The organism is Pseudomonas spirodelae, from assembly GCF_034653255.1.
Lineage (GTDB): Bacteria > Pseudomonadota > Gammaproteobacteria > Pseudomonadales > Pseudomonadaceae > Aquipseudomonas > Aquipseudomonas spirodelae.
In genome coordinates this window covers 110,639-129,384 of sequence record NZ_JAYEET010000008.1, presented here as the reverse complement: position 1 = coordinate 129,384, position 18,746 = coordinate 110,639, and the positions used below count along the sequence as shown (strand labels likewise).

Genomic DNA, 18,746 nt, shown 5'->3' with positions numbered 1-18,746 from the left:
GCTACAGCTTGGGAATGCGCTCTAGCAGGCTGATATCCAGGCGCAATAAGCGTACGCAGCGTTCGTCGCGTAACTCTTTGGCTGATTGATTGCTGCGTTGGCGTAGCAGCAGGCACACCAGATTGAGCACCAGCGCCTCGCGCGAAAAGACACCGCTACTGAGGGTGTAAAACGCGGTAATCAGCTCGCGCAGGCCGAACGGCAACCGCCAGCGGATGCGCAGCGCCGAGCCGAAGCTGGCGGCGCGTTGCTGAAGGCTTTGCGGGATTTGCTCGTCACGCAGTACGCCGCCAGCGTCCTGCCAATCTTGCAGGCTACGCAGCAATGCCAGCTCACCGATGTTGTGCAACAGCGCGGCGGTAAAGCACAGCTCGGCATCCAGATGCAGCTCGTTGGCCAGCCAGCGCGCCAGATCGGCACTGCGCTGGGCGCTCTCCCAGGCACTGTTGGCCAGCTCGGCCAAGCGCGGGTCGCTGAGTTGCGCGTTGCGCTGCACGGCCATGCCCAGCACCAGATTCAACGTGCGCGCCACGCCCAGGCGTGGCAGTGCCTGGCTCAGGGTTTGACAGGGCACGCCCTGATGCTGGGCAGCACTGTTGGCCGCAGCGATCAGGCGCGCAGTGATCTGCGGGTCACGGGAAAAGATCTGTTCAAGTTCACGCAGGTTGGTTTCGTCGCCTTTCAGGCACTGGCTCACCGAGTCACGTACCGAGGCTAACAGCGGCGCGCCCTGGCCTTCTTCACGCACCGCGTTGAGGTACTCATCCAGGCTGTCGACGAGCAGAGGGGCGTTAGCGTTCATCGCTGGCGCCTCTGCGCTGCCGAGAATGGCCAATAGGCGCTGGCGCAGTTGTTCGGCATTGAACGGTTTAGCCAGGTAGGCCGTCGGTGCCAGCGGCCGTGTAGCGCGCACGCTGTTGGCATCCAGGCGGCTGCTGATTAGGATAAATGGCAGTGCCGGGGTGCGTGGGTGACGGCGCAGTTGGCGCAGCAGTTCCAGGCCATCGACCCCCGGCAGGTCGCCATCGGCAATCACCAGATCCGGCAGGCGCCGTTTGCATTTGGCCAGCGCCGCTTCGCCGTCGGTGACGCGCAGAATGCGTGCATCGGGGCGAACATCACGAACCAGTTGCACGAGCAGATCGGCAGTCCAGGGTTCTGCTTCGGCGATCAGAATCTCCGCAGCCTTGGCCGTAGCAGTCATGGAAACCTCAGAGAAAAGCGTCATAGCAAAATAATGGCTTCAGCGCAGCCAGCCGCGCGCAGTGTAAGGGAAAGCCAGTCACGCGCGCATGCAACGCGAGAAAATCTTGAGCACTTAGCCAAGTTTAAATCATGGCTGAATAGGCTGTTCTAGAGCGGTTGGTTTAGATAAAAAACCGGCATGAGGCATTTTGCCACGGTTTCAAATCCGCCCTGAAACAGGTGCGATATAGCCGTGGATTTCAGTGCTGAGCCTGATACGGCGGTAGAAAACAAAAGACCCGCCTAAGCGGGTCTTTTGCATGAACAGCTGAGTATCAGGCCAGTTCGTCGAAGCACTCGGCGAGGATCGCCAGACCCTTCTCCAGTTGTGCGTCGGGAATGGTCACGGGCATCAGGAAACGAATGACGTTGTAGTAAGTGCCGCACGACAGCAGGATCAAGCCCTTCTCACGTGCACGCGCAACGATCTTGCCGACCAATGCCGCCGCCGGGGTGCGCTTCTCGTCGCCCTCGAACAGTTCAATGGCAATCATCGAGCCCAGACCGCGGACATCGCCAATCACCTTGTGCTTGGCTTGGATCGCGCGCAGACCGGTTTTGACTTTCTCACCCAGCGCTTGTGAACGCTCCAGCAGGTTTTCTTCGTCGAAGACCTTCAACACGGCCAAGGCCGCTGCGCAGGCAATCGGGCTGCCGGCATAGGTGCCGCCCAGGCCGCCGGGTGCGATCACGTCCATGATTTCGGCTTTGCCGCACACGCCCGCGATCGGGAAGCCACCGCCGACCGACTTGGCGAAGGTGGTCAGGTCCGCAATTACGCCCAGTTGCTCGGTGGCAAAGAAGGTGCCGGTACGACCCGCGCCGGTTTGTACTTCGTCAGCGATCAGCAGAATGCCGTGCTCGTCGCACAGGGCACGCAGGCGCTGCATGAAGGCTGGAGAGTTGGTGTAGAAACCGCCCTCGCCCTGCACCGGCTCGATGATGATGGCCGCGATGTCGCTCGGCTGCGCATCGTTCTTGAAGATGCGTTCGATGCTGGCGATCGACGCGTCTTCACTCACACCGTGCAGCTCACACGGTGCCAGCGCACGGAAGATACCGCCTGGCATCAGGCCCATACCGGCCGAGTAAGGCACGACTTTACCGGTCAGCCCGAGGGTCATCATGGTGCGGCCGTGGTAGGCGCCAGTGAAGGCGATCACGCCGGCACGGCCAGTGGCGGCGCGGGCAATCTTCACGGCGTTTTCGACCGCTTCCGAGCCGGAGGTCACCAGCAGGGTTTTCTTGTCGAAGTCACCCGGTACGCGCTTGGCGATTTCTTCGCACAGCTCGACATAGGGTTCGTAAGCCAGCACCTGGAAGCAGGTGTGCGACAGCTTGGTCAGCTGCTCTTGTACCGCGGCTACTACCTTAGGGTGCAAGTGGCCGGTGTTGAGTACGGCGATACCGCCGGCGAAGTCGATAAACTCGCGGCCTTCGACGTCCCATACGGTGGCGTTTTCCGCGCGCTCAGCGAAGATCGGGTGGATCTGGCCGACACCGCGTGGAACGGCAGCCATCCGGCGTTGCATCAAAGATTCGTTGGTCTTGCTCATGGTGTCCTCATTCGCCGTTTAATCGCGGCGTGGTTCAAGGATGTGTTACCGGGAGGGCTTGGCAGTATTCGATGATCGACTGCCGCAGCACACCCGGCCACAGGGTCTGTCCATATAAACGCAGAAGGTGCAGCGCTCTCGTGCACCTCTGCGCAGTTACTTCGCCGGGGGTTAGATACCCAGGCAGAGGTATTTGATTTCCAGGTAGTCCTCAATGCCGTACTTCGAGCCTTCGCGGCCCAGACCGGAGGCTTTGACGCCGCCGAACGGCGCGACTTCATTGGAGATCAACCCGGTGTTAACGCCCACCATGCCGTACTCCAGTGCTTCCGCTACACGGAACACACGGCCCAAATCACGGGCATAGAAGTAAGAGGCTAGGCCGAACTCGGTGTCGTTGGACATGGCAATGACTTCGGCCTCGTCCTTAAAGCGGAACAGCGGGGCCAGCGGGCCGAAGGTTTCTTCCTTGGCCACCGCTGCATGCTTCGGCACGTCGACCAGGATGGTTGGCTCGAAGAAGCTGCCGCCCAAGGTGTGCGGCTTGCCACCGGTGAGCAGGCGCGCGCCTTTGCTCAATGCATCGGCAATGTGCTCCTGCACTTTGGCCACAGCTTTGTCGTCGATCAGCGGGCCAGTGGTGGTGCCCTCTTGCAGGCCGTTACCGATCTGCAGCTTGGCCACCGCAACCGCCAGTTTCTCGGCGAAGGCGTCGTATACGCCGTCCTGAATGTACAGGCGGTTAGCGCAGACGCAGGTCTGGCCGTTGTTGCGGAACTTGGAAATGATCGCGCCTTCGACGGCCTTATCCAGGTCTGCGTCGTCGAACACGATGAACGGCGCGTTGCCGCCCAGTTCCAGGGACACCTTTTTGATGTCCTTGGCGCATTCGGCCATCAGCTGGCGGCCGATATCCGTCGAGCCCGTGAAGGACAACTTACGCACGATCGGGTTGCTGGTCAGCTCGCTGCCGATATCGCCGGCGCTGCCGGACACCACGCTGAACACACCGGCAGGAATACCGGCACGCTGGGCCAGCTCAGCCAGGGCAAACGCCGAAAAAGGCGTTTGCGACGCAGGCTTGAGCACCATGGTGCAGCCCGCGGCGAGCGCCGGGCCGGCTTTACGGGTGATCATCGCCGCCGGGAAGTTCCACGGGGTAATTGCTGCCGTCACGCCAATTGGCTGCTTGATCACGATCAAGCGCTTGTCTGGTTGGTGACCGGGAATCACATCGCCATAGACGCGCTTGGCTTCTTCGGCGAACCACTCAATAAAGGAGGCGGCATAAACGATTTCGCCTTTAGCTTCAGCCAATGGCTTGCCCTGCTCCAGGGTCATCAGGCGCGCGAGGTCGTCCTGATTTTCGATGATCAGCTCGAACCAGCGACGCAGTTTGTTGGCGCGGTCCTTGGCGGTCAGTGCACGCCAGGCCGGCAGCGCTTTCTCTGCGGCTTCAATGGCGCGACGGGTTTCGGCCGCGCCCATTTTTGGGACTGTACCGAGAATTTCGCCAGTTGCCGGGTTATTCACGTTGATGGTCTGGCCGCTGTCGGCGTCCAACCAAACACCGTCGATATAAGCTTGCTGACGGAACAGCTGGGTGTCTTTCAGTTGCATGGCAGTCTCCTCAATTCCGACACCCTGGCATCGGTACCTGTCATCGAATGCGCCGCCCTACAGCGTCGCTGGATTTGATCGTTGGGCTTATGCTGCTTAATAAACGCGCAAAAAAGCGTAGCGCAGATGATTTCAGCAAGAGCGTTTGAAATCTCAAACGAATGCTAGGGTTAAGAGGGGTAAAGGGCAATAGTATGTTCGAAAAAATTAACGAGGACTGTGCATATTCCCTGCTCGCAGGCCCAGATAGCCAGGCGGCGGTTCCCGTGCAGAATCACGAACAAAGTAGCGGCATGGACGCCCGCCAGCGAGATGCGTATGATTGCGCCGCGTTGCACCAGTAGCTCAGCTGGATAGAGTACTGCCCTCCGAAGGCAGTGGTCGTGGGTTCGAATCCCGCCTGGTGCACCATATAAAACAAGGCCTTAGGTGAAAACCTAGGGCCTTTTGTTTTTCATCTGTCCCAAATGTGTCCATTCTGTGCCCATCCAAATTGGTACTCGGAATGTACCGACACGGTTTGACCACTGCCCTTATCTGCGGGGCGCTGGTAGACACTAATGGCGTTATGAGCGGTGACGCGGAAGGCGTCACTCAGCCTCTCCAGGTAGCTCAGTTACTCGCTTCAGTAAATCGCCCAACTCGCACCCCAGATACTCAAAGAGCAGATCAATGTGATTCGCCGCTTTTCTCTGAAGGACTTCTCGTTCAGTTGCTGTTTGCAACTTGGCTCAGGACAGCGTCGAGGATGGCTAGCAACTCATCGGCCTGCTGCTGGTCGATGGTCAGCGCGGGGCTCAAACACAGGGTGTTGTTGTAGTCGGCAAACGAGCGATTGGTGCGCCCGATGATCAGGCCTCGCGCCATGCAGGCGCCCGCCACTTGCATGGCAACACGCTCGTGCACGGGCTCGCGAGTCGTCCGGTCGGCGACCAACTCGATTCCCATAAACAGCCCCTTGCCGCGTACGTCGCCGATCAGCGCATGTTTGTCCTTGAGTGCCAGCAGGCCGGTCATCAGGTATTCGCCCATGTGCGTGGCGTTCTCCAGCAGACCCTCATCTTCGATGATGCGCAGGTTTTCCATGGCCGCGGCTGGGCCGGCGGTGCAGCCGCCAAAGGTGCTGATGTCGCGGAAATAAGCTTCTCGATCATCCGCCTCGCCACGAAAGGATTCGAACACTGCCTCGGTGGTTACCGTGCATGAAATCGCCGCGTAGGCCGAAGCCACGCCCTTGGCCATGGTGACGATGTCGGGTTGGATGCCATAGTGCTGGTAGGCGAACCAGGCGCCGGTGCGGCCCAGGCCGCAGACCACCTCATCGATGTGGATGAGGATGTCGTACTTGCGGCAGATCGCCTCGATGGCCTGGAAGTAGCCCTCTGGCGGGGTAATTACGCCGCCGCCTGCGGTAATCGGCTCCAGCACCACGGCGCCGATGGTGTCCGGGCCTTCGCGCAAGATCACCTCTTCCATTGCCTTGGCGGCCAGCTCGCCGTAGTTGTCGACTTCACCGAACTGGCTGCGGTATTCGCAGCAGTGCGGGAATTCGACGAAACCTGGGGTGAAAGGACCGTACTGCATGCGCCGTTCTTCCTGGCCGGTAGAGCTAAGGCAGGTGATGGTGGTGCCGTGGTAGTCGCGCTCGCGGTAGAGAATCTTGTGCTTCTTGCCGCCGTATTTACGGTGGGCGATCTGCCGCACCATCTTGTAGGCCTTCTCGTTGGCTTCGGAGCCGGAGTTGGAGTAGTACACCCGGCTCATGCCCGGCATCTTCTCGATCAGCGCCTCGGCAAAGCGCGCGGCTACCGGTGTGCCGGCAGTGCCGGCGTAGTAGTTGAGCTGAAGCAATTGTTCACGCACCGCGTCGGCGATGCTCTGGCGTCCGTAACCGACGTTGACGCACCACACGCCGCCGGAGGTGGCATCCAGGTAGCGCTTGCCGTTGACGTCCCAGATGTATAGGCCCTCACCACGCGTCATCATCGGTGGGGCAACGTTGTCGAAGGCCTGGTGCTGGGTGAGGTGGTGCCAGACGTGGCGGCGGTCAAGTTCCTGCAGGCTAGTAGCGTGTGAAAGATCGTTCATGGCTAGGGCTTCCGTTGCAATGGGCGCGTCTGTGGTGAGGGCACGATAGGTGCAGCGCGCAACCACTCGATAGAGCCAGTGGCGCGCATTGATGGAGCCAGTTGTCTATTCGCGGTGGATGGCGAAATTGTTCCAGGCCTGGCTGACCGGCATCAGTTCGAGGCTGTTGATGTTGATGTGCGCCGGCTGGTTGAGGATCCAGAAAATGGTCTCGGCGATGTCCTCCGGTTGGATCGGGCTGGCGCCGCCGTAGGTGGCGTCGTAGCGCGCCTGGTCACCGCCGAAGCGCACCAGCGAAAACTCGCTCTCGCACAGACCCGGCTCCAGGTTGGTGACGCGCACACCGGTGCCCTGCAGGTCGCAGCGCAGGTTTAGCGAAAACTGCCGAACGAAGGCCTTGGTTGCGCCGTATACGTGGCTGCCGGGATAGGGCCAGTTGCCGGCAATCGAACCGAGATTAACGATGCCAGCACCGGCGCCGTGGGTGATCAGGCGCGGCAGCAGCAGGCGGGTGCTGTAAAGCAGGCCCTTGATATTGGTGTCGACCATGGTGTCCCACTGGTCAAGGTCGCAGACCTGCGCTGGTTCGGTGCCGAGCGCCAAACCAGCGTTGTTGATCAGCCCGCGCAGGCTGGAAAACTGCTCGGGCAGGTTGGCGATGGCCGTCTCCATGGCGGCTCGATCGCGCACGTCCAGCACCAGTGGCAGCACTTCCGTTTGCCCGGACAGCTCGTCGGCTAGTTCCTGCAGGCGGTCTTCACGGCGACCGCTGATGATCAGTGACCAGCCTGCCTGAGCGAAGCGGCGGGCACATGCAGCGCCGAAGCCGGAGGTAGCGCCAGTGATAAATAGAGTGGGTTGCATGTGGAGTCTCCTAAGTTTGAAGCGGTCAGCTGTGCCACCAGCCGAGCAGGCCGAGGGTGGCGAGAGTCAGTAGCAGCCATTGCGTGGCGCGGGCGGCGATGGGCGCTGAGATCTGGCGAAACAACTGCTGACCGAGCCATAGACCGAGGGCCAGCGGCGGCAGTAGCAAAAGGCTCTGGCTGGCGGTGGCCTGGGTGACGGCGCCACTCAGGCTGAGGCCAGCGAGGGCGGCCAGGTCGACGACGCAGAAGAACAAAATCAGCGTGGCGCGCAGGGCTGTGGGGTTCAGCTGTAATTGGCTCAGGCAGGCGACCAACAGAGGCCCGCCTATAGAGAAGGTAGCAATCAGTGCGCCGCTGACGCCGCCGACCAGGCTCAGTGATAGCGGTCCTCTGCCAAGGGGTAGGGCGATACGCGACAAGCCAAGCAGGGCCAGTGCGCCGACCAGCAGGTAGACGCACAAGGTTAGCCAGTGCGGGTTGGTGCCACTGAGCACGGCGATACCGCAGGGTACGCCGAGCAGTGCGGCAAGCAGCAGGGTGCGTAATAGGCTGCGGTCGGCCTCTCGCCAGGCGCTGGGCAACAGCAGCAGGCTGCTGGCAATTTCCAGGCAGAGAATCAGCGGCACAGCCCGCTCCAATGGCATCAACAGAACCAGGCCGACGACCGCCACCGCCGCAAAGCCGAAGCCGGTGAGTCCGCGAATGATGGCAGCGACGAAAACCAGGAGGCTCGCCAGAATTGTGGGCTGATCAACGATCACGGCCGGCTCCAGTCCAGAAGTGTTATCCACTCTAATGGGCGGCCGAGTGTGCCCTTAGTGCCAGGCGCCTATTGTTATGGTGCCAGCGCGCTGCGCTGCATTTCCTCCCAAGCAGCGCCGAGGGCCGCAATGCCCGGCTCGATCAGCGCCTCGGCGATGGCGCCGTAACCCAGGCGAAAGAAGTGTTGCGGGCGTTCCTCACCGAGGAAGTGAATATCGCCGGGCTCGATCAGCACGCCACGCTTGGCCGCCAGGCGTTGCAATTGCCAGGCATCGAAACCCGCCGGGCCTTCGACCCACAGCGCCGAGCCGCCCGCCATGCCGCTGGTCTGGCAGGCGGGCAGGTGCTCGGAGAGGGCGCTACTGATGCACTGCCACTTACGTGACAGGCTGTCGCGCAGCCGGCGAATGTGTGCGTCGTAGTGCCCCATGGCGAGGAACAGGGCAAGGATGCGTTGATTGTTGGCCGGTGGGTGTCGGTATTGGTAGCGGCGCAGGGCGCGCAGCTCATGGATAAGCTCCGGGGCAGCGACGATAAAGCCGAGGCGGATGCCCGGCAGTAGCCCCTTGGTCAGGCTGCCGAGGTAAATCACCCGGCCACTGTCATCGAAGCTCTTGAGGGCCGGGTGATTACCGCCCAGATAGTTCTGCTCACTGTCGTAATCATCCTCGATGACCAGAAAATCGTCCTCCCGCGCCCGTTCAAGCAGCGCCATGCGCCGGTACACCGGCAGGGTCACGCCGGTCGGCGACTGGTGGCTGGGTGTGCAAAAGATCATCTCGCAGCCGCGTAGTTGCTCGTCGACCACCAGGCCCTGGCGGTCGATACGCAGTGGGCGCAGGTTGCATCCGGCTAACTGCAGGATGTTGCGGGCGTCGACGTAGCCCGGGTTCTCCAGGCCAACCGGTTGGCCCTTGCGTCCGAGCAGGCAACTCAGCATGTACAGCGAGCTCTGGGTGCCCACGGTAATAAGGATTTCCTCGGCGCCGGCCTTGATGCCGCGCCGTGGCAGTACGCGCTGGATGATCTGCTCCACCAGCAAGGCATCGTCCTGCATCACCTGATCGTCCACCCAGCTGCGCATGTGCGCGCCGGAGGCAGCAATGCGTGCGCAGTCGCGCCAGCGCGCAGTGGTCTGCTCGTCGTGTTCGACCTGGCCATAGATGAAGGGGTAGCGGTACTCGCGCCAGTTGCGTGGTTTGACGATGGCCTTCATGGCCGATGGTTGCAGCTGCAGGCGTGCCTCCCAGTCAGGGGCGTGATCCGGACGTTCGAATAGGTGCTTTGGCCTGGGCGGGATGCTGACGTTGAGCTGCTGGCGGAGGAATTTCTCGTTAATGAAGTAGCCGCGCCGGTCGGAAGGAATGAGAAAGCTGTCCTGCACCAGTTTGTCGTACACCAGCACTACGGTATTGCGCGACACCGCCAGCAGCTTGCTCAGCTCACGCGACGAGGGCAGCGCTTCGCCGGGTGGTAGCGCACCGTCGAGGATGGCCTGCAGCAGGTTTTCCCGCAGCTGCTCCTGAAGACTGCGCCCCTGCTCGAAGGGGCGGAAATAACGTTCCAACATGGGGCGGGCTCCGCGGGTATTGCACTAAAAGGATTCAGTGGCAGGCGCTTAAGGCAGGTGCGACGCGGCTTGTGCGGCATCTGGCCTCAAGCTTTCTGGTGTCTGGATCTAAAGCAAGGAGCAAGCCGGCACTAAGATCGCATGGCATCTGGAACTTCCCGCGCTTATTGGAGATACGCCATGCTGAAGAAAGCTCGCCGCTTGTTGTTGGCCCCTGTGGCCGCGTTGTCCCTAGGACTGGTTGGCACCGTTCAGGCTGAAACCGTCACCATTGGCATACAGAGCATGTATGCGCCATGGAAGGACGCGATTGCCGAGAAAGAGTTCGAGAAAGCCACCGGTTGGGACATCCAGTGGCGCAACTTTGACAGCGGTGGCGATGTGATGCTGGCCATGGCTTCGGGTGACGTGCAGATCGGCGTGGCTGGTAGCAGCCCGATTGCTGCCGCCGTCAGTCGTGGCATCGGTATCGAGGTGTTCTGGGTGCTCGACAACATCGCCAACGCCGAGGCGCTGGTGGTGCGTAACGGCAGCGGTATCAGTGCTCCGCAGGATTTGGCCGGCAAGACCCTGGCCGTACCTTTCGTCTCCACCACGCACTTCCATACCTTGTTTGCCCTGGAGCAGTTCGGCCTGGCGGGCAAGGTCAAGGTGGTCAACCTTCAACCTTCGGACATTCCGGCGGCCTGGGAGCGTGGCGATATCGATGCAGCCTTTATCTGGGACCCGGCGCTGGGCAAGCTCAAGCAGAGCGGCAAAGTGCTGATCAGCTCCGGCACCTTGAGTGGCTGGGGAAAAGCGACCTTCGAGGCACTGGTGGTCGACAAGGAATTCTCCAGCAAACACGCCGATGGCATGACCGTCTTCACCAAAGTGCTGCAGAGCAGCACGGCCGACTACGTCAAGGCGCCTGAGTCTTGGAACGCCGCGTCACCCAAAGTGGCCAATGTTGCTCGTCTGTCGGGTGGCAAGGCTGCGGAAGTACCTGAGGTGTTGGCCCTGTACGAGTTCCCCCTGGCTGCCGAGCAGTCCAGCGCTACCTGGTTGGGCGGTGGTAAAGACGGTGGTGCGGCCAAAGCCCTGGCGGCCACTGCCGAGTTCCTCAAAGAGCAAAAGAAAGTCCCGGCGGTACTGCCGGACTACAGCGTTGCCATCAATGCGAGCTTTGTCGAAGCGGCGAAGTGATTGCCTGAGCCGCCGGTGCGAGCGGGCGGCTCTTTGATTCTCAAGGGGACTTGTTATGAGCCACAGCCTGAAAATCCATGATGTGTCTGTCGTCTACCCGAGCCAGCAGGGCGGCCAGCCGGTGACTGCACTAACCGGCGTCAATCTGAGCATTGAATCGGGTGACTTCGTGGTGGCGCTGGGCGCTTCGGGGTGCGGTAAGACCACCCTGCTCAATCTGATGGCGGGCTTTATCCGCCCCAGCAGCGGGGCGTTAACCCTGGGCGACTACCGGGGCCAGGTGCCACAGATGATCGAGCCGAACTCGCAACTGCGTGACCAGATTACCGGGCCGGGTGCCGAACGCGGCGTGGTGTTCCAGAAGCATGCCCTGATGCCCTGGTTGAACGTGTTGGATAACGTCGCCCTCGGCCTCAAACTGCGTGGCGTTGGCCGGCGCGAGTGCGAAAAGCGCGCCATGCGCTTTCTAGAGCTGACCGGGCTGCAGGACTTCCGTAGCCATACGATTTATCAGCTGTCCGGCGGTATGCAACAACGTGTGGGTATCGCCCGTGCGCTGACCAACGACCCGCACATGCTGTTGCTCGACGAACCGCTCGGTGCGCTCGATGCGCTGACTCGCGAGCGCCTGCAGGAACTGCTGCTGGAAATCTGGCAGAGCACCCGCAAGATGATGTTTTTTATCACCCACGACGTGGAAGAGGCTTTGTTCATGGGCACCCGGCTGATCATCATGTCGCCGCGTCCCGGGCGCATTACCCATGAATTCTCGCTGGACTTCGGGCGTCGTTTTCTAGAGTGCCGCGATGCCCGTGCGGTCAAATCCATGCCGGATTTCATCGCGATGCGCGAGCAGGTTCTGAGCATTATCCACGGTGACGAGGAGGCGGCATGAGCATGTTCGATCAGCAGCAACGCCAGGCCGTCATGCGGACGTTACAGGAGCTACGCCGCGGCCAGTCGGCCAAGCCTGGCGAGCAGTACGGCGCGCCGGGTAACGGCTCCAGCCTATTGCTCAGTTGCATCACCGTGGTGGCGTTTCTCGCTTTGTGGTTTGCCGCCACCAACCTGGGCTGGGTCAAGCCGCTGTTCCTGCCTTCACCGCAGGCGGTATGGGAGCAACTGATCGCCGTGTCGCAGGATGGTTTTGCCGATGCCTCGTTGCTGGCGCATATCGGCTGGAGCGCCCTGCGTGTCTTCAGCGCCTTTGCGCTGGCGGTGCTCACGGCGATTCCGCTGGGCATCATGATGGGCGTCAACCGTGTCGCACGCGGCATCTTCGATCCGTTGGTGGAGTTCTACCGTCCGTTGCCGCCGCTGGCCTATCTGCCGCTGGTGGTGATCTGGATGGGCATCGGCGAAGGCTCGAAAGTGTTGCTGATCTACCTGGCGATGTTTGCCCCGCTGGCGCTGAGTGCGCGTGCCGGGGTGCGTTCGGTGGCGATCGAGCAGATCCATGCTGCCTACTCAATGGGAGCCAGCCGTAGTCAGGTGCTGCGCTATGTGATCATGCCTGCCGCGTTGCCGGAAATGCTCACTGGTATGCGTATTGCCATTGGTTTCGGCTGGACCACCCTGGTCGCTGCCGAGATGGTCGCCGCTACTGCGGGCTTGGGCTTCATGGTGCTTAGCGCGTCAAAATTCATGGTCACCGAGGTGGTTATCATGGGCATTTTGGTGATCGGTCTGATGGCGCTACTGTTCGACTTTGCCATGCGCTGGTTGGAGCGACGCCTAGTGCCTTGGAAGGGTAAGGTCTAGTTAGTCGTAGACGTTTGATCGATTGCGCTCCCGAACTTGTGTGTCGGTGATGAAGCTAGCGCCAACGGCGATCGCTATAGATCGCCGCTTTATTTCTTAGATCACCACAATCATTTGCTGCCGTTGGTTTGCCCTAAAGGGGTTCCCAGAACCCTGCATTGCCGCTAGTTTCGAACGCTTAACTTGTTGTTATATTTCACTTTTAAGGCTGTAGAGTTGAGCCAGCATAGCGTCGCTGACCACAGCGAATGATCACCTCACCGAAGGCTTCGATCAGCGAACGGGATAAACATCGGGCCTTTTGTTGAGGGCTGCGGATGCCCGCGCACTAGTTAAGGCCCAGGCGTTTGGCCAGGCGGATCAGGTTGGCGCGGTCGAGGCCCAGTTCGCGCGCGGCGGCTGCCCATTTGTGCTGATGACGGCTGAGGGCCTGGCTGATCAGCTGTTTCTGGACGGCGTCGACGGCCTCGCGCAGCGGCAAGTTGTTAGGGCTTGAAGCTGGGCTGCTGGACGCGGGAAGAGGCATGTCAGGGTGTTGCTCTGGTAGGTCGAGGTGGTCGCTGTCGATGCTGAGAATGCGCGGGCGTTCGCGGCAACCGGCGATCGCCTTGAGCGCAGCGCGGCCGATCAGGTGTTCCAGCTCGCGCACATTACCTGGCCAGGTGTAGCTCAGCAGGCTGGCTTGTGCGGCCTGGGTCAGGCGCACGCTGCGCAGCCCCAAGCGGCCGCGGTTTTCCTCAAGGAAGTAGCCGGCCAGGAGCAACACGTCACGTCCGCGTTCGCGCAGCGCAGGCACCTTGAGCGGGTAAACACTGAGGCGATGGTAGAGGTCGGCGCGAAAGCGTCCGGCGCGCACTTCTTCGGCCAGGTCGCGGTTGCTGGCAGCCAGTACCCGCACGTTGACCCGCTGCTCCTGGTCGGCCCCCACGCGTTGCAGCTGGCCACTTTGCAGTACGCGCAACAGCTTGGCCTGAGCGGGCAGCGGCAGTTCGCCGATTTCATCGAGAAACAGGCTGCCGCCATCGGCCAGCTCGAACTTGCCGCGGCGTTCGTTGTGCGCCCCGGTGAAGGCGCCGCGTACATGGCCAAACAGTTCGCTTTCCACCAGGTTATCCGGCAGCGCCGCGCAGTTCAGGCTGATCATGGGCCGATTGGCGCGCGGCGAGGCGGCGTGCAGGGCTTCGGCCACCAACTCTTTGCCGACCCCGGTTTCGCCACTGATGAGCACGTTCAGCTCGCTGTTACCGACCAGGGCGATTTCCTGCTGCAGCTGTTTGAGCACTGCGCTCTGGCCGATCAGTTCACGCGGGCGCTGTTGCACTGCGGCCTGCTTGTAGGCCTCGGCCAATTGGTGCTGGTCTTCGGCGCGTTGCAGCAGGGCGTTGATTCGCTCGCTGGCCATCACCGTGGCGGCTGCGAGGCTGGCGAAGGCTTGCAGGTTGTCCAGGTCCACCCGGCCAAAACTGGCGGGGTCGAGCGAGTCGAGGGTCAGCAGGCCCCAGGGCTGATCTTGCACATAGAGTGCGCAGCCAAGGCAGTCATGCACGGGTAGGTGGCCGCGATGACCGTCGACCAGGCCGTCATAGGGGTCTGGCATACCGCAGTCGGTGGCAAAACGCAGTGGCCCGCGTTGCGCCAGCAGCGCTTGCAGGCGTGGCTGTTCGCTGAGTTTGAAACGCCGGCCAAGGGTGTCGGCACTCAGGCCCTCGACCGCCAGTGGGATCAATACCTCACCGTCGAGTTTGAGCAGGGCCACGGCGTCGCAGGGCAGCAATTGCCTGAGCGCTTGCAGCAGGCGCCGGTAGCGCTCGGCCTCGGGCAGCTCGCGGGACAGGTCGGCGACCAGAGGGATCAGGGCGGTGAGCAGTGGGTTTGCTGTCATAAGGACACGCTAGAGGTCATTAAGACTCAAAATAGTTGTTGTCATAAAGACACGTATATTTGTAAGCCATTGAATTTAAACAATAAAAATATTGGCATGCTTCCTGTAATAGTCAGGGTGATATGAACCGAACCACTGCGCAAGTGCAGTGTGTCGCCCCGATGAGGAAGCCTGCATGTTGACCCCTGAGCAAACCGCCCTGATTAAAGCCACTGTTCCGCTGCTGGAAACCGGCGGCGAAGCGCTGACGCGGCATTTCTATGAACTGATGCTCGGCGAGTACCCCGAGGTGCGTGCGCTGTTTAACCAGGCGCACCAGGCCAGTGGCGGGCAGCAGCGCGCTCTGGCCAATGCGGTGCTGATGTATGCGCGGCACATCGACAAGCTGGAGGCGCTCGGCCCGCTGGTTGGGCAAATTGTTAACAAGCACGTGTCGCTGCAAATCCTGCCCGAGCATTACCCGATTGTTGGCAGCTGCCTGTTGCGGGCGATCCGCGAAGTGCTGGGGGCTGAGATTGCTACCGATGCGGTGATTGATGCCTGGGCCGCCGCCTATGACCAGCTCGCTGACATTCTGATTGGTGCAGAAGAAGCGGCTTATGCCGCGAATGCCAGCGCTGAGGGTGGCTGGCGCGGGGCGCGCGAATTCCGCCTGAGTCGCAAGGTGGTGGAGAGTGAGGAGATTGTTTCGCTGTACCTGGCCCCGTCCGATGGTGGCGTTGTGGCGGACTTCCAGCCCGGCCAATACATTGGCCTGCGCCTGCTGCTGGAGGGCGACGAGCAGCGCCGCAATTACTCGCTGTCGGCGCTGAGCAATGGCCGCGAGTACCGCATCAGCGTTAAGCGCGAAGTGGGCGGCAAGGTTTCCAACTACCTGCATGACCAGCTGCAAGTCGGCGATAGCTTGGAGTTGTTTGCCCCGGCCGGCGATTTCGTTCTGCGCGAATCGACCAAGCCGCTGGTGCTGATCAGCGCGGGCGTCGGCATCACGCCGGCGCTGAGCATGCTTGAAGCGGCGCGTGACAGCGGCCGTGATATTCACTTTATCCACTGTGCCCGGCACGCTGGTGTGCATGCCTTCCGTGACTGGGTCGAGGCGCAGCGCAGCGAGCGTCCGCAGGTGCGTCATTACGTCTGCTACAGCGAGCCGCGTAACGGTGATGTGGGTGATGCCGAAGGCTTCCTCAGCGTTGAACAGTTGGCCGAGTGGCTGCCTGAACAGCGTGATCTGGATGCCTACTTCCTGGGGCCTAAGCCGTTTATGGCGCAGGTCAAACGGCATTTGCACAGCCTGGGTGTGCCGGCTGCGCAGAGCCATTACGAGTTCTTTGGCCCGGCCAGTGCGTTGGACAGTTAATCAGGCGACCTGGGCGCTCGTGGGCTGGGGGCGCAGTGCGCATGAGCCGCGCGTAGCGGCCTGAGGGTGCTGCGCCATCTAAATAGGGATAAGCAGGCCTTTGCGCCGGTAAGCATCGATATCAATACCAAAGGCCCCGCTGCTGTGTACTTCGTGCACGCGGTAGGGCCTGTCGTTGCTGTCCTTGGCCATTTTTGCCAGTTCTATGATGCGTTCTTTGCACGCTTTTTTATCCGCATCCAGCACCCGCAGCACCTTGGGCTTGAGCTTGTTGCCGGGGTAACAGCCCACGATGATGCCGACCTCACCATTGGTCATCTCAACGATTTCTCCGGGTGGATAGATGCCGATCATGCGCGAAAAGCAGCCCACAATATCTTCATCGAAATGGCTGTCGACGGCTTCCAGCAAGATACACAGCGACGCCAGGCTGGATTTACCCTTGCTGTAAACGCGGTCGCTATTAATCGCGTCATAGCTGTCGGCTACCGCAATGATCTTGGCGAAATAAGGAATCTTGCTGGCCTCCAGGCCGCGAGGGTAGCCCTTGCCATCCACGCGCTCATGATGGGAGTAGGCGACGTCGACCGTGGCGGGAGTGACCTGCTGGTTACTCATCAATAGCTTGCGCCCTTCCGCCGCATGGCTCTGCATGATGCCGTGCTCTTCATCCGTCAATTTGCCGGGTTTGTTGAGTATCTCATTGGGTATTTTGACTTTGCCGACATCGTGGAGCATGCCGCAGATACCGATTTGCTCAAGTTGATAAGTCGGCAAACCCAGCGCTCTAGCCAGGGCAATCGACAGAATGGACACGCGCAGTGAATGCTCGGCGGTGTATTCGTCACTGTTTTTGATGCGGGCCAGCCAGAGCATGGCTGTTGGATTGCGCAGGATGCTTTCAACGCAATCCTTGACCACGGCCTTCACCGCATCGACGTCCAGTTCCTGACCCAACTTGACGGCCTGAAGAATCCGCAGGGACTCCTCTCGGGCGGCATGCCATACAGGCGCTGCCTGCTCTATCTCCAGGTTGAAATCGACCTTGGCTATTACCGGCTGCAGTGGCGCAGTCGCGCCTGCGTTTTCCGCTATCTGCTCGCTCATGCTTAAAGAGCGCCGCGCATCCACCCATACGTAACTGCATTGCTGTTGAAACAGGCGGATTTCCTGCTGTTTTTGAATTCTAAATCCCTGAAAAAGAAAGCTGGTATCCGTCCATGGTCGATCAAGCTCAACTACATACATGCCGATTGTCAGCTGCGCTGCTTCGACTTTGATGCGGTCTGTTGGGGAGTCATCGGCCATGCAGGTGCTCCGGTGCGGATTTCGATTGCTGGCTATTAGCCACTATCGATGCCAGGAACAGCAAATTACTTTTGCCTATTGAGCAACCGCTGGCGGGTTCCGCAGTCAGTGAGGCTCAGGTAGGCGAGGTCGTCTGCACCGGGCGGCGCGTGCTGGCGCATCGACCGGTGTTGGCGAGTGGTGTGAGCATTAGGGTAGCTGCCTAATTGCGCCGCCACCCAATGCACTAATCCGCGGGGGGATTAACGGCGGGCGAGTACCCGCTCAGAGCACGCCGGCTGCACGCAGGGCGCTGATCTGCTCCGGGCTTAGGCCCAGGTGCTGGCTGAGTACGTGCTCGGTGTGTTCGCCGAGCAGCGGCGGTGCATTGCGGTAGGTCACTGGCGTCTCGGACAAGCGCAGCGGGCTGGCCACTTGCGGGGTGCTGCTGCCCAGACTGTTGGGCAGGTCGATGCGCAGGCCGCGTGCCAGAACCTGTGGGTCGGCAAATACCTGGGCCAGGTCATTGATCGGCCCGCAGGGTACGCCTGCCTGTTCGAGCAAACTGATCCATTGCGCCGCGGTTTTGAACACCGTGGCCTGGCGCAGCAGTGGGATCAGCTCGGCGCGATGGGCCACGCGCGCCTGGTTCGAAGAAAAGCGCGGGTCGTCGGCCAAAGCCGCAAGGTCGGCAACCTCGCAAAGTTTACGGAACTGCCCATCGTTACCCACGGCGATGATGAAGTCGCCATCGGCCGAGGGGAAATCCTGATAGGGCACGATATTCGGGTGAGCGTTGCCCAAGCGTTTGGGTGAGATGCCGGTATTCAGGTAATTCATCGCCTGATTGGCCAGGCAAGCGACCTGCACGTCGAGCAGGGCTACATCGATATGCTGGCCAAGCCCTGACTGCTCACGCTGATTAAGCGCCGCCAGCACGCCGACGGTGGCGTACAGGCCGGTGAGGATGTCGGTGAGGGCGACGCCGACTTTCATCGGCCCGGCACCTTCTTCGCCGTCGGGCTTGCCGGTCAGGCTCATCAGCCCGCCGAGGCCCTGGATCATAAAGTCATAGCCGGCGCGTTTGGCGTAAGGGCCGTCTTGCCCAAAACCGGTGATTGAGCAGTAGATCAGCCGTGGGTTGATGGCTTTCAGCGAGTCGTAATCAAGGCCATAGGCCGCCAGCCCGCCGACCTTGAAGTTCTCCAGCAGTACGTCGCAGTTCTGCACCAGCTCACGCACCAGGCGTTGGCCCTCGGGCTGGGTGAAGTCGAGGGTGACCGATTGCTTGTTGCGGTTAGCGCTCTGAAAGTACGCCGCTTCGCGCGAGTCGTTGCCCTCGGCATCCTTTACATAGGGCGGGCCCCAGTGGCGGGTGTCATCGCCGCTGCCGGGACGCTCGACCTTGATCACTTCAGCGCCCAGGTCACCGAGAATCTGCCCGGCCCAAGGTCCAGCCAATACACGAGACAGGTCGAGAACGCGGATATGCGACAGGGCGCCGGGCATGGGGAACCTCGCGGGAGAGAAACGTAGGATGGGTTAGCCGCAGAGCGGCGTAACCCAT

The 18,746-nt window shown here is 61.1% G+C and carries 14 protein-coding genes and 1 tRNA gene; 5 read left to right on the top strand and 10 right to left on the bottom strand.

What is annotated here, in order from left to right:
* Nucleotide 1: 1 nt before the first annotated feature.
* The 3 genes from SOP97_RS03385 to gabD form a co-directional block, all read right to left on the bottom strand.
* The gene (locus SOP97_RS03385; RefSeq protein ID WP_274088977.1) at nt 2–1,204 is read right to left on the bottom strand and encodes an HDOD domain-containing protein; all 1,203 of its coding nucleotides are present in this window, start codon (nt 1,202–1,204) and stop codon (nt 2–4) included.
* A 316-nt stretch (nt 1,205–1,520) separates the two neighbouring features.
* A complete protein-coding gene (gene gabT / locus SOP97_RS03380) occupies nt 1,521–2,801 on the bottom strand; it encodes a 4-aminobutyrate--2-oxoglutarate transaminase (RefSeq protein ID WP_274088976.1) in 1,281 nt (426 codons plus the stop codon).
* 171 nt (nt 2,802–2,972) lie between these two features.
* Complete coding sequence (gabD, locus tag SOP97_RS03375) at nt 2,973–4,421, bottom strand: NADP-dependent succinate-semialdehyde dehydrogenase (RefSeq protein WP_274088975.1); 1,449 nt, start codon at nt 4,419–4,421, stop codon at nt 2,973–2,975.
* A gap of 334 nt (nt 4,422–4,755) precedes the next feature.
* Between gabD and SOP97_RS03370 the strand changes: the two genes are divergently transcribed.
* Nucleotides 4,756–4,832 (top strand) — tRNA-Arg (locus SOP97_RS03370).
* A 297-nt stretch (nt 4,833–5,129) separates the two neighbouring features.
* Here SOP97_RS03370 and SOP97_RS03365 read toward each other — a convergent pair.
* The 4 genes from SOP97_RS03365 to pdxR all read right to left on the bottom strand — a co-directional run bounded on the left by SOP97_RS03365 (nt 5,130) and on the right by pdxR (nt 9,707).
* Nucleotides 5,130–6,509: an aminotransferase family protein gene (locus SOP97_RS03365; RefSeq protein ID WP_322948205.1), complete on the bottom strand. Its 1,380-nt coding sequence runs from the start codon at nt 6,507–6,509 to the stop codon at nt 5,130–5,132.
* A gap of 105 nt (nt 6,510–6,614) precedes the next feature.
* Nucleotides 6,615–7,373 (bottom strand): SDR family oxidoreductase, encoded by a 759-nt coding sequence (locus SOP97_RS03360; protein ID WP_274087429.1) that lies wholly within the window; start codon nt 7,371–7,373, stop codon nt 6,615–6,617.
* Between the two features lie 25 nt (nt 7,374–7,398).
* Complete coding sequence (locus tag SOP97_RS03355) at nt 7,399–8,136, bottom strand: sulfite exporter TauE/SafE family protein (RefSeq protein WP_274087428.1); 738 nt, start codon at nt 8,134–8,136, stop codon at nt 7,399–7,401.
* A gap of 74 nt (nt 8,137–8,210) precedes the next feature.
* Nucleotides 8,211–9,707 carry a MocR-like pyridoxine biosynthesis transcription factor PdxR gene (gene pdxR / locus SOP97_RS03350; protein ID WP_274087427.1) on the bottom strand — a complete coding sequence of 499 codons (1,497 nt, stop codon included), beginning with the start codon at nt 9,705–9,707 and terminating at the stop codon, nt 8,211–8,213.
* Between the two features lie 180 nt (nt 9,708–9,887).
* Here pdxR and tauA point away from each other — a divergent pair, with 180 nt between their 5' ends.
* Genes tauA through SOP97_RS03335 form a run of 3 tightly spaced genes read left to right on the top strand, consistent with a single transcriptional unit; the run spans nt 9,888 to nt 12,653 of the window.
* Nucleotides 9,888–10,892: a taurine ABC transporter substrate-binding protein gene (gene tauA / locus SOP97_RS03345; protein WP_274087426.1), complete on the top strand. Its 1,005-nt coding sequence runs from the start codon at nt 9,888–9,890 to the stop codon at nt 10,890–10,892.
* Between the two features lie 55 nt (nt 10,893–10,947).
* Nucleotides 10,948–11,787 (top strand): taurine ABC transporter ATP-binding protein, encoded by an 840-nt coding sequence (locus tag SOP97_RS03340; protein WP_322948204.1) that lies wholly within the window; start codon nt 10,948–10,950, stop codon nt 11,785–11,787.
* A complete protein-coding gene (locus tag SOP97_RS03335; RefSeq protein ID WP_274087424.1) occupies nt 11,784–12,653 on the top strand; it encodes an ABC transporter permease subunit in 870 nt (289 codons plus the stop codon). The genes SOP97_RS03340 and SOP97_RS03335 overlap by 4 nt, the downstream gene beginning before the upstream one ends.
* Nucleotides 12,654–12,981: 328 nt before the next feature.
* On the opposite strand, the gene norR is transcribed toward SOP97_RS03335, so the two are convergent.
* The gene (norR, locus tag SOP97_RS03330) at nt 12,982–14,535 is read right to left on the bottom strand and encodes a nitric oxide reductase transcriptional regulator NorR (protein WP_322948203.1); all 1,554 of its coding nucleotides are present in this window, start codon (nt 14,533–14,535) and stop codon (nt 12,982–12,984) included.
* A 175-nt stretch (nt 14,536–14,710) separates the two neighbouring features.
* Between norR and hmpA the strand changes: the two genes are divergently transcribed.
* On the top strand, nt 14,711–15,892 hold the full coding sequence (hmpA, locus tag SOP97_RS03325; protein WP_322948202.1) for an NO-inducible flavohemoprotein: 1,182 nt from the start codon (nt 14,711–14,713) through the stop codon (nt 15,890–15,892).
* Between the two features lie 78 nt (nt 15,893–15,970).
* On the opposite strand, the gene SOP97_RS03320 is transcribed toward hmpA, so the two are convergent.
* Together SOP97_RS03320 and SOP97_RS03315 are read right to left on the bottom strand one after the other, a co-directional pair.
* The gene (locus tag SOP97_RS03320; protein WP_322948223.1) at nt 15,971–17,140 is read right to left on the bottom strand and encodes an HD-GYP domain-containing protein; all 1,170 of its coding nucleotides are present in this window, start codon (nt 17,138–17,140) and stop codon (nt 15,971–15,973) included.
* 324 nt (nt 17,141–17,464) lie between these two features.
* On the bottom strand, nt 17,465–18,688 hold the full coding sequence (locus SOP97_RS03315) for a CaiB/BaiF CoA transferase family protein (protein ID WP_322948201.1): 1,224 nt from the start codon (nt 18,686–18,688) through the stop codon (nt 17,465–17,467).
* Nucleotides 18,689–18,746: the final 58 nt, after the last annotated feature.